Source organism: Stackebrandtia soli, assembly GCF_965137155.1.
Lineage (GTDB): Bacteria > Actinomycetota > Actinomycetes > Mycobacteriales > Micromonosporaceae > Stackebrandtia > Stackebrandtia soli.
On record NZ_CBCRZX010000009.1, the window covers coordinates 69,833 to 85,223 of the forward strand.

The 15,391-nt window shown below is 68.6% G+C and carries 14 protein-coding genes and 1 pseudogene; 7 read left to right on the plus strand and 8 right to left on the minus strand.

The genetic code is table 11. The features are described from left to right. Nucleotides 1–246: 246 nt before the first annotated feature. From ACM9NP_RS08065 to ACM9NP_RS08080, 4 genes are all read right to left on the minus strand, one after another. Entirely contained in the window at nucleotides 247–1,332 is a 1,086-nt protein-coding gene (locus tag ACM9NP_RS08065; RefSeq protein ID WP_415645995.1) for an LCP family protein, read from the minus strand. 160 nt (nucleotides 1,333–1,492) lie between these two features. Continuing rightward, nucleotides 1,493–2,599 (minus strand): LCP family protein, encoded by a 1,107-nt coding sequence (locus ACM9NP_RS08070; protein ID WP_415645996.1) that lies wholly within the window; start codon nucleotides 2,597–2,599, stop codon nucleotides 1,493–1,495. Between the two features lie 66 nt (nucleotides 2,600–2,665). Continuing rightward, nucleotides 2,666–4,216: a sugar transferase gene (locus ACM9NP_RS08075; RefSeq protein WP_415645997.1), complete on the minus strand. Its 1,551-nt coding sequence runs from the start codon at nucleotides 4,214–4,216 to the stop codon at nucleotides 2,666–2,668. A 109-nt stretch (nucleotides 4,217–4,325) separates the two neighbouring features. Next, nucleotides 4,326–4,451 (minus strand): hypothetical protein, encoded by a 126-nt coding sequence (locus tag ACM9NP_RS08080; protein WP_415645998.1) that lies wholly within the window; start codon nucleotides 4,449–4,451, stop codon nucleotides 4,326–4,328. 30 nt (nucleotides 4,452–4,481) lie between these two features. Between ACM9NP_RS08080 and ACM9NP_RS08085 the strand changes: the two genes are divergently transcribed. Next, complete coding sequence (locus ACM9NP_RS08085; RefSeq protein ID WP_415645999.1) at nucleotides 4,482–5,651, plus strand: glycosyltransferase; 1,170 nt, start codon at nucleotides 4,482–4,484, stop codon at nucleotides 5,649–5,651. Here ACM9NP_RS08085 and ACM9NP_RS08090 read toward each other — a convergent pair. Beyond that, nucleotides 5,623–6,336 (minus strand): CDP-alcohol phosphatidyltransferase family protein, encoded by a 714-nt coding sequence (locus ACM9NP_RS08090; RefSeq protein WP_415646000.1) that lies wholly within the window; start codon nucleotides 6,334–6,336, stop codon nucleotides 5,623–5,625. The two genes, ACM9NP_RS08085 and ACM9NP_RS08090, sit on opposite strands and share 29 nt — an antisense overlap. Before the next feature lie 342 nt (nucleotides 6,337–6,678). On the opposite strand from ACM9NP_RS08090, the gene ACM9NP_RS08095 reads away from it, so the two are divergent. Both ACM9NP_RS08095 and ACM9NP_RS08100 read left to right on the plus strand, forming a co-directional pair. After that, nucleotides 6,679–7,074 (plus strand): CBS domain-containing protein, encoded by a 396-nt coding sequence (locus ACM9NP_RS08095; protein WP_415646001.1) that lies wholly within the window; start codon nucleotides 6,679–6,681, stop codon nucleotides 7,072–7,074. Nucleotides 7,075–7,534: 460 nt separating this feature from the next. Then, a complete protein-coding gene (locus ACM9NP_RS08100; protein WP_415646002.1) occupies nucleotides 7,535–9,031 on the plus strand; it encodes a glutamate--cysteine ligase in 1,497 nt (498 codons plus the stop codon). Nucleotides 9,032–9,077: 46 nt separating this feature from the next. On the opposite strand, the gene ACM9NP_RS08105 is transcribed toward ACM9NP_RS08100, so the two are convergent. Beyond that, nucleotides 9,078–9,983, minus strand: a complete 906-nt coding sequence (locus tag ACM9NP_RS08105; protein ID WP_415646003.1) for a GNAT family N-acetyltransferase — start codon at nucleotides 9,981–9,983, stop codon at nucleotides 9,078–9,080. Nucleotides 9,984–10,111: 128 nt separating this feature from the next. Between ACM9NP_RS08105 and ACM9NP_RS08110 the strand changes: the two genes are divergently transcribed. The 4 genes and pseudogenes from ACM9NP_RS08110 (at nucleotide 10,112) to ACM9NP_RS08125 (ending at nucleotide 13,049) form a co-directional block, all read left to right on the plus strand. Then, nucleotides 10,112–11,071, plus strand: a complete 960-nt coding sequence (locus ACM9NP_RS08110; protein WP_415646004.1) for an SAM-dependent methyltransferase — start codon at nucleotides 10,112–10,114, stop codon at nucleotides 11,069–11,071. An 87-nt stretch (nucleotides 11,072–11,158) separates the two neighbouring features. Further along, a partial coding sequence (locus tag ACM9NP_RS08115) for an NADH-quinone oxidoreductase subunit D-related protein (RefSeq protein ID WP_462933504.1) occupies nucleotides 11,159–11,784 on the plus strand: 626 nt, incomplete at its 3' end. A 14-nt stretch (nucleotides 11,785–11,798) separates the two neighbouring features. Further along, nucleotides 11,799–12,265: pseudogene (locus tag ACM9NP_RS08120) on the plus strand (NADH-quinone oxidoreductase subunit D-related protein); the annotation flags it as partial. A 67-nt stretch (nucleotides 12,266–12,332) separates the two neighbouring features. Beyond that, complete coding sequence (locus tag ACM9NP_RS08125) at nucleotides 12,333–13,049, plus strand: N-acetyltransferase (protein WP_415646005.1); 717 nt, start codon at nucleotides 12,333–12,335, stop codon at nucleotides 13,047–13,049. 246 nt (nucleotides 13,050–13,295) lie between these two features. On the opposite strand, the gene ACM9NP_RS08130 is transcribed toward ACM9NP_RS08125, so the two are convergent. Further along, entirely contained in the window at nucleotides 13,296–14,021 is a 726-nt protein-coding gene (locus tag ACM9NP_RS08130; RefSeq protein ID WP_415646006.1) for a D-Ala-D-Ala carboxypeptidase family metallohydrolase, read from the minus strand. A 254-nt stretch (nucleotides 14,022–14,275) separates the two neighbouring features. Then, entirely contained in the window at nucleotides 14,276–15,310 is a 1,035-nt protein-coding gene (locus ACM9NP_RS08135) for a glycine betaine ABC transporter substrate-binding protein (RefSeq protein WP_415646007.1), read from the minus strand. Between the last annotated feature and the right edge of the window lie 81 nt (nucleotides 15,311–15,391).

Genomic DNA, 15,391 nt, shown 5'->3' on the forward strand with positions numbered 1-15,391 from the left:
CCGGAACACCGCGACCGAATTATCCACAGTGGGTTATCCACAATGTGGTGGTTGTCCACAGCTTCGCGCGGCGCGGTTTGACGCCCATGCGTGAGCGGCGGCTAGGCTCGATACCAATGGGGCGGAGGTTGGAGGCCCCCGAGGGGGAGTTCGACGGGGGATGGAGTCGTCGTTTCGGCCGACCCCTCGAACGATCCTGACGCGGCCCACCGTCATGGGCGGCCCGCGCGGACGCGGTCGGGCGGGTCAATCCTCGCCGTTGATCCAGTCGGGGTTGGCCGCCACCCACGTGTCCAGCTGGTCGGACCGGATCGCCTTGAACAGGGCCTGCGACTTCGCCTGCTGCTCGCCAGGTTGGATGACGACATATGACACGTCGTCGATCTCGGCGGGCTCCGACGGCACCCGAATATTGACCAATTTGGACGGTTGAATGCCGCGGAGCGCGAACGCGAAGTCGACGGGTGTGTGCCCACCGAGGTCCAACACCAGCTGGTCGCCGATCTCCTGGATCAGCGAGCCGACCTTCGTCGGGTCCGAGATGTAGCCCTGGTCGTTCGCCTCTTTCAGCAACTGCTTGATGAAGTGCTGCTGCATGTGCTGGCGACCGTAGTCGTAGTAACCCCAGTCGGCGGGTACCTCGGGGTTCTCGGGGACGTACGCGTACCGCTCCCGCACCAGCGACAACGCGTCCTTGTAGCCGTAGTCGGCGCACCCCTTCGGGAACACCTTCCCCTTCGGGTGCGCGACCGTCATCTCGAACGGCACGCACAGCTCGACCGATCCGAGCGTCTTCACGACGTCGATGAAGCCTTCGAAGTTGACGATCGCCGCGCCGTCGAACTCGACTCCCGTCACGTCGGTGACGGTCTTCGCGAGGTTCTGCACCGAGCCCTTCACCGACGGTCCCCCGGCCGGGTAGGCGTCGTTGATCTTCGTCTCACAGGGGCTCGTGTACAGCGTGCCGCAGTCCTGGATCGTCACGCGCAGGTCGCGTGGGATCGAGATGATGTTCGCCGCCGTCAGGCTCTCGTTGATGTGCAGGATCATGATCGTGTCGGCGAGGGCGTGTTCGCGGTTGTCCGTGGGGCGCAGGTCCGCGCCGATCATGAGGAAGTTCAGGGGGCCGACGATGTCGTCGCCGGGTTCGGCGTCGTTGCCGAGCAGGTTCTCGTTCGTGACGGAGTTGTTGACCTGGTTGAGCATGATGTTCGCGTAGCCGACGGTCGCGGCGGACACGACCATCAGGATGGAGCCGAAGCCGACGAAGATCTTTGCCCACACCGGGGACCGGCGCTTCGTGGCGCGGCGGGTCCCTCTTCTTTTGGTCACCGTGTCGTCCTTTGCTGCTGTGGAGCCGAGGTGTGGCGTCCGAGGCGAGGCAGACCTGACAGTCTAGACGGCACAGTAGTAACAGGCGTCACGTCGTGCGGGCGGCGGGGGCCGACCGGCTCCGAAGAATCGGCCGATCGACCCGCATACCGCGAACGCGTCATTTCACGGCGTCGGGATGCTTCTTCACCCAGCCGGCGAGCTCGTCGTCGCGGAGCGCGGCGAACATCGTCGGGGCGAGCTCGTCGTCGCGGAGGACCACGTTCTCGTCGCCGACCCAGCCGGTGTCCTTGTTCGGCAGGGTCATGAACACGAGGTCGTTGGAGCGCAGGTCGGAGAACTGGAGCGCGGTCGCGATGAGGTCGAAGCCCTCGTCGACCTTCATCGCGTCGATGGTCGACTCGAGGAACGCGCTGACGGAGCTCGGGTCGCCGATGATTCCGGCGCTGGTGGCCTTGTCCATCATCGCCATGAGGAGTTCCTGCTGGTGTCGCATGCGCGCGAAGTCGCCGTCGGGGAACTGCTTGCGTTGGCGGACGTAGTCGAGCGCGGTCGTGCCGTCCATGGTCTGGTCTCCGGCGGTGAACTCGCGGTACGGCTTGTGGATCGACGTGAAGTCCATCTCGACGTCCATGGTGACGCCGCCGAGCGCGTCGACGACGGCTTTCAGGCCTTCGAAGTCGATCTCGATGACGTGGTCGACGCGTACGCCCGAGTAGTTCTCGACGGTCGACACCATGAGCGGGATGCCGCCGTGGGACATGGCGGAGTTGAGTTTGTCCTCTCCTCCGCCGTAGGAGCCGTTCCCGGAGGGTGGGATCGGAACCCACAGGTCGCGGGGCAGCGAGATGATGTACGCCTTGCGGCCGTCGGCGGGGATGTGCAGCATCATGATCGTGTCGGCGCGGCTGCCTTCGGCGGAGTCGGGGTTGCGGGAGTCGCTGCCGAGGACGAGGACGTTGAGGCTGCCGTCGACGACTTTGTCGGGCCGGTCGTCGAGGCCGTTGAACGCGTCGAAGCGGTCCAGTCCGCCGCTGAGGTTCGCGGCGTACGCGAAGACGCCGATCCCGCACAGGGTGAGCGCGAGCGAGACGGCGAGGGCGACGACGACGCTGCGTCGGCGGCCGGTGCGGCCCGGTCCGCGTCCGCCCCGGTAGGTTTTGCCGTTCGTGTCGCGCGCGGTGCTGCCACGGCGTTCGGCCGCGGTGGTGCCGATGCGGCGGGACGGGGTGCGGCCGCGTCCGGTACCCGAACGTGAGTTGCTCATCCGTCCAGGGTAATGACCGGTGGCCGGTCGCCGGGCGTTCTTTCGACTAGCCGACCGGACGCGACGTCAGTAGGCGCCCTTCCGGCGGAGTACGACGGCGACGGTGCGCATGAGGATCTGGAGGTCGGTGGCGAGTGACCAGTTGTCCACGTAGTACAGGTCGAGGCGGACGGCGTCGTCCCAGGACAGGTCGGATCGTCCGGACACCTGCCACAGCCCGGTGATGCCGGGGCGGACGAGGAGACGGCGGCGGACGTCGCCGAGGAAGTCGCCGTTCTCGGCGGGCAGGGGGCGCGGCCCGACCAGCGACATTTCTCCCTTGAGGACGTTGATGAGCTGGGGGAGCTCGTCGAGGGACGTGCCGCGCAGGAACCGTCCGGCGGAGGTGACGCGGGGGTCGTTCTTGATCTTGAACAGGAGCCCGTCGGACTCGTTCTGCATCATCAGCGCCGCCTGTCGTTCTTCGGCGTCGATGTACATGGTCCGGAACTTCCAGCATTTGAAGGTTTTGCCTTCCATGCCGACACGGGGCTGGCGGAAGAAGACGGGGCCGGGGCTGGTCATGCGGATCGAGATCGCGATGGCGATGAGCACGGGCGACAGCAGGAGCAGGCCGATCGCGGCGGCGGTCCGGTCGATCATGCTCTTGACGAGCCAGGCGACGCCCGCGAGCGTCGGCTCCTCGACGTGCAGCAGCGGCAGGCCCTCGACGGGACGGATGTGGACGCGGGGGCCGGCGATGTCGGTGAGCTGGGGGGCGACGACGAGGTCGCGACCGGTGCCCTCGAGCTGCCACGCGAGTCGACGGAGCTCGCCGGGTTCGGCGCTGGCGTTGCCGCAGACGGCGATCGTGTCGGCGTCGAGATCCGCCGCGAGGGAGACGACGTCGCGTTTCGCGAAGGTCGGGATGGGCGTGTGCAGGCCGCGCACGGAGGCGGCGCCCTCGGTCAGGTAGATCCCGACGGGGATGAGCCCGGCCTGGGACGCGCGGGTGACGGCGCGGTACACCTCGAGCGCCTCCGGGTAGGAGCCGACGAGGAGGAGGCGTTGGACGGCGTGGCCGCGTTGCCGCAGGACGTACAGGAGGCGCCGCGCGACGAAGCGGAAGAGGGAGATGTAGACGAGCGTCGCGATGAGGGCCGTGAACACCGACAGCCGGGACACGTCGACCTTCACCATCAACGCCAGCACGGACACGATCGAGACGACGGTGACGCTGGCGCGGACGACGCGTTTGAACTCGTCGGTGCCGATGCCGAGGTAGCGCCGGTCGTAGGCGCCGTTGCCCCACAGGACGAACAGCCACAGCAGCGGCAGGACCCAGTAGGCGATGACGAAGAACAGCGGGTCGACGACGGAGCCGAGTTTCGGCTGCCATTGAGTGAAGCCGGCGGTCGGGTGCGCGGTGAACGCGACCGCGGTCGCGGACGCGGCGACCGCGCCGAAGAAGTCGAGGACGAGGAGTAGTAGCGCATAAGGACGGTGCCACGTGGAGGCCCGGGCGCTTCGCGTCCACGCCGACCTGGGGACCCCGCTGGTCACCGGTTCGACGTCCACATTCACCCGTGTCTCGGTCAGGCGGCGCCCGATCTCCGGACGCTGCAGGCTAGTCGTCACCACACATCCTTAATAGCCGTAGGCGCATGTTCAGTGGCCTGCCGCCGGTCACGATGATGCGACGAGTCCGCGTCGCGCGCACGAATGCACTTTAGTCTGCCATGAAACGTCACCCCCCGTTCGGGGCGGCGATCGAGGCGATCGGATGATACGGGCCAGGTAGCAGTGGTTTCGCCTCCGTGGGGTGGTCGTCGACCGCCGTGACGTGGTCGTTCGCGGTGTCGTCTGCGAGCATGGACCTCCGATCCCCGCGAACGGAGCAACAGTGAAGGTCGTCATCGCGCACAACCGGTACTCCTCGGCGCAGCCGTCGGGGGAGAACTCCGTCGTCGACCGGGACATCGCGCAGTTGACGGACGCGGGGGTGACGGTCCTGCCGTTTTTGCGCGACAGCGACGACATCGGCGCGTTGTCGCCGGTCGGCAAGGCCGCGCTGGTGACGTCGCCGATCCGGAACGGTTCGGCGAAGCGCGAGCTGGCGGAGTTGCTGACGCGTGAGCGCCCCGACGTGCTGCACCTGCACAATCCGTACCCGCTGCTGTCGCCGTCGATCATCGAGACCGCGCACGAGCACGGGGTGCCGGTCGTGCACACGGTCCATAACTTTCGGCAGGTGTGCGTCAACGGCCTGTACTTCCGCGACGGTCACCTGTGCCACGACTGCCGGGGCCGTGCTTTTCCGACGCCCGCGATCGTGCACGCCTGCTATCGCGGTTCGCGCGCGCAGAGCGTCGTCATGGCGACGACCCTGACCGTGTCTCGTCCGCTGTGGCGCAGCGTGGACCGGTTCATCGCGTTGACCGGCGACATCGCCGCTCATCTGCGCGGCTACGGGATCGCCGACGAGGCGATCACGGTGAAGCCGAACTCGATTCCCGACCCCGGTGAACACGACGTCGTCGGGGACGGCGCCGTCTTCGTCGGCCGGTTGTCGGAGGAGAAGGGCGTCGACCTGCTGCTCGACGCCTGGCGGCGACTCCCCGAGGGGCACGCCGGGACGCTCACGATCGTCGGTGACGGGCCGCTGGCCCCACGCGTCGCGGAGTTCGCCGACCGTCGCGGCGACGTCGTCTACCGGGGGCCGTTGCCGCACGACGCCGTGACCGAGGCGATTCGGGCCGCCGCGTTCCTCGTGACGACGTCCCTGTGCGCGGACGTGCTGCCGACCGTCGTCATCGAGGCCCTCGCCAACGCCCGGCCGGTGCTGACGACGAACCTCGGCGGGCCGCCGCACATGATCGGCGACGCGGGGCTCGCGGTGACGGCCGACGCGGGCGCCGTCGCGGACGGCCTGACGGCGTTGCGCGCCGACGCCCCGGCCTTGACGGAGGTCGCGCGGGCGCGGTACCTCGCCGAGTTCGCGCCGGGCATCGGCCTGGAGCGGCAACTCGCGGTGTACGAGGAGGTCAGTGCCGCAGCGCGGCGCGCGCGGTGACGGCGATGCTGGCCGCGAGGAACAGGCCGTTCGTCACCGCGAAGAACACCGCGAACCACAACATCCACTGTGGCGCGATAATGAGCAGGAGCGGCGCCGCGAGTACGATGACCCCGGTGTCGCGGATGCATTTGACGAGCTCGACCACCAGGTTGCGGGACTTCACTATCGAACCGGAGCTCTCCCCGGTCTGCAGGATCGACGTCACCAGGTTGACCATCCACAGGGCACAGAATCCGCCGATGAACCACGTGGGGGTGTCCGGGTGGTACGTCGTCACGACCGTGACGATCGCCGCGACGAAGGTCGTCTGACTGACGACGTCGCACAGGATGTCGATGCGCTTCCCGGCGGGCGAACCGGAGCCCGCGACCCGGGCCAGTTGGCCGTCCGCGCAGTCCAGCGAGTACGCGATCTGCCAGCACACCGCCGCGAGCAGCGCGACCGGCCACCACGGCAGCTCCCCGCGCGACGCGGGCCCCGCCACGGCGATCACCGCGACGGCGCCGCCGACCGAGAAGACGAGGTTGACCAGCGTCAACACCGTCGGTGCCAGCCCGAACCGGTATCCGAGCGAGGCGAACACGGCGCCGACGCGCTGATTGACGTGAAGCGTGAACAGGTTGCCGCCACGGTTGGCGGCCAGGAAGTCGCCGTACCGGGGCGCGGGGGGTTGCGTACTCATGTTTCCGTTCCGACGACTCGACGACATCAGGACTGGATGCCACGGCCGCCGACGCGAACCGCGCCGTTGGTGGGGCTTCCCTCGGTGCCCGGGAACTCCCAAGCGGGCCAAGGGCACCAATCCAACCACCCCGCCGCGCCACGCGCACGATCCACCCTCGCCGCGCCCGCCTCCGGCAGGCGTGAACGAGTCGCGGCCAGGCCGTCGGGCCGATTCGACGGAAACGGTCCCCGCGAAAAGATTGCGTACCTCGCCTGTGACCGGGATCATGAACGAACGGGGCACACCGTGTGGCGATCGGCCGGCGGTGTGATCGCTGTCAAGAGATGTGAGGTGGCGGGTATGCAGGTCAGAGAAGCGATGAGTACTCGAGTGTTGTCGGTGGGTCCCGCCCACTCACTGCGGCAGGCGGCCGCGCTCATGACCGAACGGCGGGTCGGTGCCGCCGTCGTCATCGACCCGGACGGGGAGGGACACGGCATCCTGACCGAACGCGACATCATGGCGTGCGTCGGAGCGGGCGGCGACGTCGACGTCGAGCACGTCTCGTCGCACCTGACGCGCGATCTCGTGTACGCCGACCCGTCCTGGACCTTGCAGGAGGCCGCCGCCGCGATGGTGCGCGGCGGATTCCGCCACCTCGTCGTCATCGAGGATCACGACGTCGTCGGCGTCCTGTCCGTTCGCGACATCGTGCGGGTCTGGACCGAGACGTCCCGGCCGAGCGTGACCGCCTAGTCGAGCCGCCGTGGGGGCCCNCCGGACAGGCGGGCCCGCCGGNCNNNGGCGGGCCCCCACGCGTGTTCGCGGCAGGGGAGTTCCGGCGCGTTCTTCCGCGCGACGGGGCGGCGGGACCGGTGCGGCCGATAGATCATGAACGGTCGCCTGTCCAGTCAATGTCGCAATACCGACAGAACTCGTCACTCCGATGTGCCATGTCATGGAGACAATGGACGAATATTGTGGGAATACGCTCCTGCTGAGCGAATCGGGCACGTAAGGCGCACGCAGCGCTTATCCGCGAAATATGGACGTAGCGATGTGGATCGAGCCATTGTGCTTACTCAGATATGGACGCTCCGTGTTCGTCCATGACTCGTCCATAGTCTCATTCGACCCCACCCTGGGTAGGTAGCCGGAGCGTCACTTCCCGCTCTACCGTTGGTGTCTACTACGTCAACCCCGTGGAGGACCCCGGATGGGCGAGGAAGTATCGATTAACGCGTTTAGCTACGTCGATCGACGCCATTTCCGCACGAAGTTGCGCCGCTGCGTGGACGCGCTTCGCGTGCTGATCGATGAGGACCGTTTCGACACCGAACGGACTTTAACTGGGCTTGAGCTCGAGCTGAACCTGGTCACGGAGGACTGTGACCCGGCGATGCGCAACGCCGAAGTCCTGTCCGCGCTCGCGCACGACATGGCGAACGAGACCGGTTCGGTGCAACCGGAACTCGGCAAGTTCAATCTGGAGCTCAACCTCACGCCTCGGACCGTCAACGGAGACGGTCTCAGTTCGTACGAGCGCGTCCTGCGCGACTGGCTGCACCGCATCGACGAGCACGCCGCCAAGGTGCACGCCAGCCTCGCGCTCATCGGAATGCTGCCGACGGTGCGTTCCGAGCAGGCCGGCCCCGACGTCCTGTCCCACAGCGGTCGGTATCGGCTGCTGAACGAGCGGATCCTCGCCGCGCGCGGCGAGGAGATCGCGTTGGACATCGAAGGGGTCGAACGTGTGCAGTCCCATTACGGCTCGATCGCGGCGGAGTCGGTCAACACGAGCGTGCAATACCACCTGCAGTTGACGCCGGGCCAGTTCCCGAGGTATTGGAACGCGGCGCAGGCGATCGCCGCCGCCCAACTGGCGGCGGGGGCGAACTCGCCCTACCTGTTCGGATCGAGACTGTGGGACGAGACCCGCATCGTCCTGTTCGAACAGGCGACCGACACCCGACCACGCGAGCTTCGCGAGCAGGGCGTCCGGCCCCGAACGTGGTTCGGGGAGGCGTGGATCGGCGACGTCGGCGACCTGTTCGAGGAGAACCTGCGGTTCTTCCCGGCGCTGCTGTCGATCCTGGAGGCGGAGGACCCGTTCACGGTGCTGGACCGCGGCGGCGTTCCCCAACTGGGAGAGCTGCGGCTGCACAACGGCACCATCTACCGCTGGAACCGGCCCGTCTACGACGTCACCGCGTCGGGGCCGCACCTGCGAGTGGAGAACCGCGTGCTCCCGGCCGGGCCGACCCCGGCGGACATCTGCGCGAACCTGGCGTTCTTCCTCGGTCTCGTCACCGAGGTGGCCGCCGCCGATACCCCGATCGAGGCGACAATGACGTTCGCCCAGGCGCGGGACAATTTCTACACCGCCGCCCGGTACGGACTCGGCTCCGTACTGGAGTGGCCGGGCATCGGTCGGGTGGACGCGCGGCGACTCATCGCCGAGACGCTGCTTCCATTGGCGGCCAACGGTCTCGATCGACTCGGAACGGACCGGCGTGATCGCGACCGGTTCCTGTCGATCATTTATGGACGGTGCTCCACCGGAGTGAACGGCGCCGTCTGGCAGGACCGCTGCGTGCGGTCCTTCGAGGAACGCGACGGGCTCGACCGTGACGCGGCACTGCACGCGATGATGCGTCGGTATCTGCGGTACTCGTCGACGAACACGCCCGTCCACGAATGGCCCGAGCGTTAGACGGTGGGGTCGTCCCCTCACGACCCCACCGCTTCTCAGCGCGCGGTCAACATCCGAGTTCGCGGACCAGGGTGCGCTGTTCGATGTAGAGCCGGTACCCCAGCCAGGTGTTCACGGCGAGCATCGGGGCGTTCGTCCCGTCGTTGTTGGTGTACGCGTCGACGGCGCCGCGTTCGAGCGCCCGGCGCAACGAGTGCGTCTTCGCGACCTTCGCCAGCCCCCTGCCCCGGTACGCGGGGTCGGTGCCGCAGAGGGCCGACCACACCCGATCGCCGATACGCTCCAACCAGGACACCGCGACGGGATCGTCGCCGTCGTAGATGATCGCGGTGAGCTCGGGAGCCAGGCGCGGATCCGTCAGATAGATCTCCGACCACTCCTCGAAGCTCGGCATGGCCCAACCGCCGTCGGACGGGATGTCGCCGACGACCTTGCCGTCGATGACGTACAGGTCCTCCCGCTCGACGTCCTCGTAGTACCGCAGCGTGTACGGCTCGGGAATCGGCAGGGGATCCGGCACGTCCGCGAGCGCGACGTGTGAGATGCGTTCGGTGCGGGAGGCCGCGAAGCCGTGCCGCTCGCCGAATCGGATGGCCTCCGGGGTGGTCGCGCGGGCGACGACGTTCGTGGCGCCGATCGCCGTCCAGTGGTCTTCGAGCCGGGCGAGCAGGGCCGAACCGATGCCTTTGCCCCTGTGTTCCTCGGCGACGAGGAGCGACAGGGCCACGGTTCCGGGGCGGGCGCTCTCCGCGGCGACCGCGGTCGAGGCGTAGGCGACGACGTCCCCGTCGATCTCGGCGACGTGGCGCATCGGCTGGTTGCGGGTGTCGCCCATGCGGTGGGCCGTCGACGTGGCGTCCTGGAGGAGGTACGGGAAGGCCTTGGCGGTGATGGCGGAGGCGGGTGCCGCGTCGGTTGCGGGGTCGGCGGGTCGGATGACGTAGTCGGTCATGGCGTCAGTGTCGAGCGCCGTCGAGGGGCGGCGCAAGTCGTTTTGGCGGTGTCACGGGTCGACCATTCCATTGTGGTGTTCACGATCCGGGGCAGTCCCGGTGCCGGAGCGCGTGGGAGACTGCCGCCATGACTCGGGTGCGCTGGTCGGTGGCGATGCGGGACGCCCTGTACGGGCCGGGCGGCTTCTACCGCGTCCACGCTCCGGCCGGGCATTTCGCGACGAGTTCCCAGCATCCCGTGTTCGCCGCCGCCATCGATGTCCTCATCGGACGGATCGACGCGGCCTTGGGGCACCCGGACCCGCTGATGGTCGTCGACGTCGGCGCCGGTTCCGGGGAGCTGCTCAGCGCGTTGACGGAGCGGGACCGGACCGGGCGGCTCGCGCCGATCGCCGTCGATGTCAGGCCCCGCCCGGCCGGGCTCGACGCGCGGATCGCTTGGGCCGACACCGTTCCGGAGGAGGTGACGGGCCTGGTCCTCGCGTGCGAACTGCTCGACGTCGTCCCTTGTGACCTGGCGGAACGGGACGCGGCGGGGACCTATCGGTACCAACACGTGGACCCGGAGAGCGGCGCGACCGGCCCGGGAGAGGCCGTGGACCGCGCGGACGCGCGCTGGCTGGAACGCTGGTGGCCGCTGTCCGAACCCGGCCGGGTCGCCGCGATCGGCGCGCCACGCGACGCGGCGTGGACGGGCCTGACCGGGCGACTGCGACGCGGCGCCGCCGTCGCCATCGACTATGGACATACAAGGGACACCCGTCCGCCCGACGCCTGGGTGGCGGCCTTCGCTGACGGACGCGAGGTCGCGCCGATCCCCGACGGCTCCCGCGATCTGACGGTCCACGTCGCGATGGACTCGCTCGGCGCGGAACCGCCACTGCGGCAACGGGAGGCTCTGCTCGCGCTCGGCGTCGACGGCCGACGGCCCGACCGTGCGCTCGCCGAGCGCGACCCGCTGACGTACCTGCGGGCACTCGGAGCCGCGTCGAGCACCGCGACGCTGCTCGACCCGGCCGGGCTCGGCGGGCACCTGTGGACGTGGCGCACCGTCGGTGTCGACGGTTCGGCGCTCGGCCTGCGGTGACGTCCCGACCGTGACGATCCCCTATGGAGCTGACGTGGCGCGGCGGCGACCCGCCCGAATCTCGTCGGGGCGTGACACGATATGGGCATGAGCGAGTTGACCGTCGGTGTGGGATCGGGCGTCGGAGAGTTCGCCGACATGGTGCTCAACATCGGGCCGCAGCACCCGTCCACGCACGGCGTCCTTCGCCTCAAACTCACTGTGGACGGCGAACGCGTCACCTCGTGCGAGCCCGTCATCGGGTACATGCACCGGGGAGCCGAGAAGCTCTTCGAGGTGCGCGACTATCGGCAGATACTGATGCTCGCGAACCGGCACGACTGGTTGTCGGCGTTCTGCTCCGAGGTCGGCGTCGCCCTCGCCGTCGAACGCGCCATGGGCATCGAGGTCCCCGAACGCGCGACGTGGCTGCGCACCGCGCTGTCCGAGATGAACAGGGTCCTCAATCACCTGATGTTCCTCGGCTCGTACCCACTGGAGATCGGCGCGATCACGCCGATGTTCTACGCCTTCGACGAACGCGAGAAGCTCCAACGGGTCTTCGAGGAGGCCAGTGGCGGCCGGATCCACTACATGTACAACAGGATCGGCGGACTGAAGGAGGAGGTCCCGTCCGGCTGGGTCACGCGGGCGCTGCGCGCCGTCGACGACGTGCGCGCCGGAATGACCAAACTGGACGACCTCATCCGGCGCAACGAGATATTCCTCGCCCGNACCGCCNNNGGCNTCGGCGTCTCCGGCCCCGTCGGCCGCGCTTCCGGACTGGACTTCGACCTGCGCCGGGACGAGCCGTACCTCGCGTACGGCGAGCTCGACGTCCCGGTCGTGACCCGGACCGCCGGTGACTGCCACGCCCGCTTCGAATGCCTCCTCGACCAGGTGTACGTCTCACTGGACCTCGCGGAGGAGAGCCTCCGCCGGGTCGCGACGATCGGCGGCCCCGTCAACGTCCGCCTGCCCAAGGTCGTGAAGGCACCCGAGGGCCACGGCTACACCTGGACGGAGAACCCGCTCGGCGTCAACGGCTACTACCTCGTGTCGCGCGGCGACAAGACCCCGTGGCGGTTGAAGCTGCGGACCGCCTCGTACGCCAACGTCGCGGCGCTGTCGACCGTGCTCGTCGGCTGCCTCGTGCCGGACCTGGTCGCGATCCTCGGCTCGATGTTCTTCGTCGTCGGCGACATCGACAAGTAGCGCCGGTCGGCGACACCGGCCCTCGCGACCACCGCGGACCGCGTCGGCGGCGGTAGGCTGCGACGCTGTGACCACCGACAGCCACGTGCGGATCGTCCACATCGATACATCGGGGCCGCTCTGGGCCGACGTGTATCGGTGGGTCCTAGCCCCCGCGTTCCCGCCGACCGAGCTCCTGACGTCCGCGGGCCTGGCCGCGGCCCTCGACGACGGGGCGGCGCACGCGCTCGCCGTCGTCGACCGCGACGGTTCACCACTCGCGACGGCCGTCGCCGAACACCTGCCGCACAGCGACACGGTCCTGCTCGCCTACCTCGCCGTCACGGGCGGTCGACGTGGCGGCGGCATCGGGGCTCCGCTGCTGCGGGAGGCGCTGGCGACCTGGCACGCCCGGTATCGACCGAGGCTGATCCTCGCGGAGGCCGAGCACCCCGCCGCGTACGAGCCGACCGAGGCGTACGGGGACCCGACCGGCCGGCTGCGGTTCTACGCCCGCAACGGCGGCGTGGCCGTCGACGTCCCGTACTTCCAGCCGACGTTGCGGCCCGGCCTGCGGCGGCATTACGGCATGGTCCTGCTGACGTTTCCCACCGGCGGCGCGATCCCGGCCGCGATTCCCGGCGCGGCGCTGCGGCCGTTCCTCGCCGAGCAGTTGATCCGCACCGAGGGACACGTCGGAAAGGACGCCGCGACGGTCGCGCTGTTCGCGTCCGTCGACCGAGGCGACGTCCGCCTTCTCGACCCGCGAGACACCGAGCAGCTCCCGCTCTCGACCGCGCCCTGATCGCCGCCCACGGCCGCCGGGGCGCCGACGGTCGACGGGGCGTGGCCACGCCGTGATCCCGACTTCGGGCGCCGGGGTGCCGGTCCCCGACGCTCGCGGCCCGGCCGTTTCGACCCGCTCCAGCCGCATCGGGCCCGGTCGGCTCATCGACGTCGTGCGTGAACGCCCGCCGGAAGGCATGGCCGACAACGCAACGCGTCCACCCGGATCCCGTTCACCGCGGGAGCGGACTCGCGGCTCCCGCTTCTAGACGCCGCAGTTCGGGGCCGACCAGGTGCTTCCGCCGCTGGCGACGTGGACGTGGTCCCCGTGCCCGTCGAAGCCGGGGCCGAGGATGTTGCGGAATCCGTGATACCGGGCCCGTTTGGCCAGAGTGCACAGCGAGTGGGAACCGGTCAGGTCCGCCGCGTCGCCGTACAGGTGGCGGCTGGAGGAGTGGCCGCCGACGGCGTTGTTGCACGAGACGCTGCGGAAGCCGCTGCTGATCGTGATCGGACGATCGCCGAGGGCGTGCCGCAGGGCCTCCAGCTTCCACATCAGACGGAACGCGCTCGACTTGGCCGTCGCCGCCGAGACCCTACCGCCGCCCCAACTGCTGTTGCACTTGTTGAGTTCCCCGTAGGTGAAGTGGATCGGCGTGTTGTCAGCGCTTTGAAGTGAGTAGATCTTCTTGAACGAGGCCGGCCCGGCGACTCCGTCCGCCGCCAGTCCATAGGCCGCCTGGAATCGCTTGACGGCCGCCTTGGTCTTCGGGCCGAATTCGCCGTCGATGGAGATCACCGAGTTGTATCCCGGATAGCCCGCGACCCGGATCTGCAATTGCTTCACGTCCGAACCGGACGTGCCCTCTCTGAGTTTGCGAGGAAAGGCGTACTCCGCCTGGGCGGTGCCGCTGGTCAGGCCGACCACCGTCGCCGTCGTGGGGATCGCGACCGCCGCCGCGAGGAATGCGCGGCGCGAGTGCTGAGGCATGGACACTCCCTATTGTGAGAATCGTTGAACACTAAAGGAAATGCCAGAATGCCGCGATAGTCCACGAACGTCAATAAGAATGTAAATGTAGCGATTTAATTTTTGCTGAGAGTCTGGATCCGAATACTCTCATTGGGAATGGTCGTCACACGCGGTAACGCTCGACCGGTTCGACGAATCGCGGAACAACGGCACGTGTCCAAACGTGACGAACCCCGCTCGACCACGGCCGAGCGGGGTTCGATGTCGAACGGTCAGTCGGATTCGGGGGTCTCGTCCGGGTTGACGGTCGCGCCGTCGGCGAGACTGCCGTCGGTCGACAGGACCGCCGAGATCGTCACGGTGCCCGAGGCGAGCGCCTGCTTGCTCAGGGTCCCGATGTCGAGCGGCTCGAACTGGCCGACCTGGATGCCGTACACCTCTTCGAGGCCGGGCTGGCAGAACGGGCGGTCCGGGCACTCCGGCGGTCCACCGAGGACGGTGTCCTTGCCGCTGCACTTCTCCGCGAACTCCGACAGGGTGCGGACGCCGTGCTCGTCGGCGAAGGCGGTGGTGACGGCGTAGGCGTTCTGGTTGGCGGCGCTGGAGGCCTCACCGAGGACCAGACCGCGTTCCTCGGCGACGGGCCGGGCGGCGTCCATGGTGGCCTTGATGTCGGGGGACGCGATCGGCTCCGCGTCGCCGCCGTTGGCGGCGGTGTTGAGGAACTCCGCGAGCGTCGCGGCGTACTCCGGGATCACGTCGAACTCGCCGGACTCGAGCGCCGGTTCGTACACCTCGCGGTTGCCGACGTCGGTGAGTTCAACATCGAAGCCGGCCGCTTCCAGCACGATCTGGTAGACCGTGGCGAGGGTCTGCGACTCGGAGAAGTTCGCGTGGCCGACGTTGAAGTCGCCGGAGCCCTTCTCCAGGTCGTCGGTGAGCGCGTACTGCTCGACGAAGCGCTCGGCAGCCTCGCTGGGGGACATCCGGTCGATGTCGACGGCCTTGTTCAGCTCGATGAGCGCCTCGGTCGTCAGTTCGGCCGCGACGTTGTCGAGTGCCGCGACCGCCGCCGGGTCGGCCGCGTCGGCGTTGAACGCGGCGACGATGTTGTCGGCGTTTTGGAGGTTCTTGTCGTCTTCCAGTGCGATCAGGGTGTCGCCCGCGATGGGCGCGCACCCGGCGCCCTCGACGTCTTCGGGGGCCGTCGTGCCCGACGACCCGGCGTCACCGCACGCGGCCAGGCCGAGTGCCAGCAGGCCCGCGGCCGGAAGAATGGCCAGAGTCTTCATCCTCTTGGGGGTCATCGGTCCACCCTATGCGGTGAGGCGATCGAACGGGGCACGACTTTGTGTGTGCCGTGCGCCGCAGGGGCGACGGACGGCCAC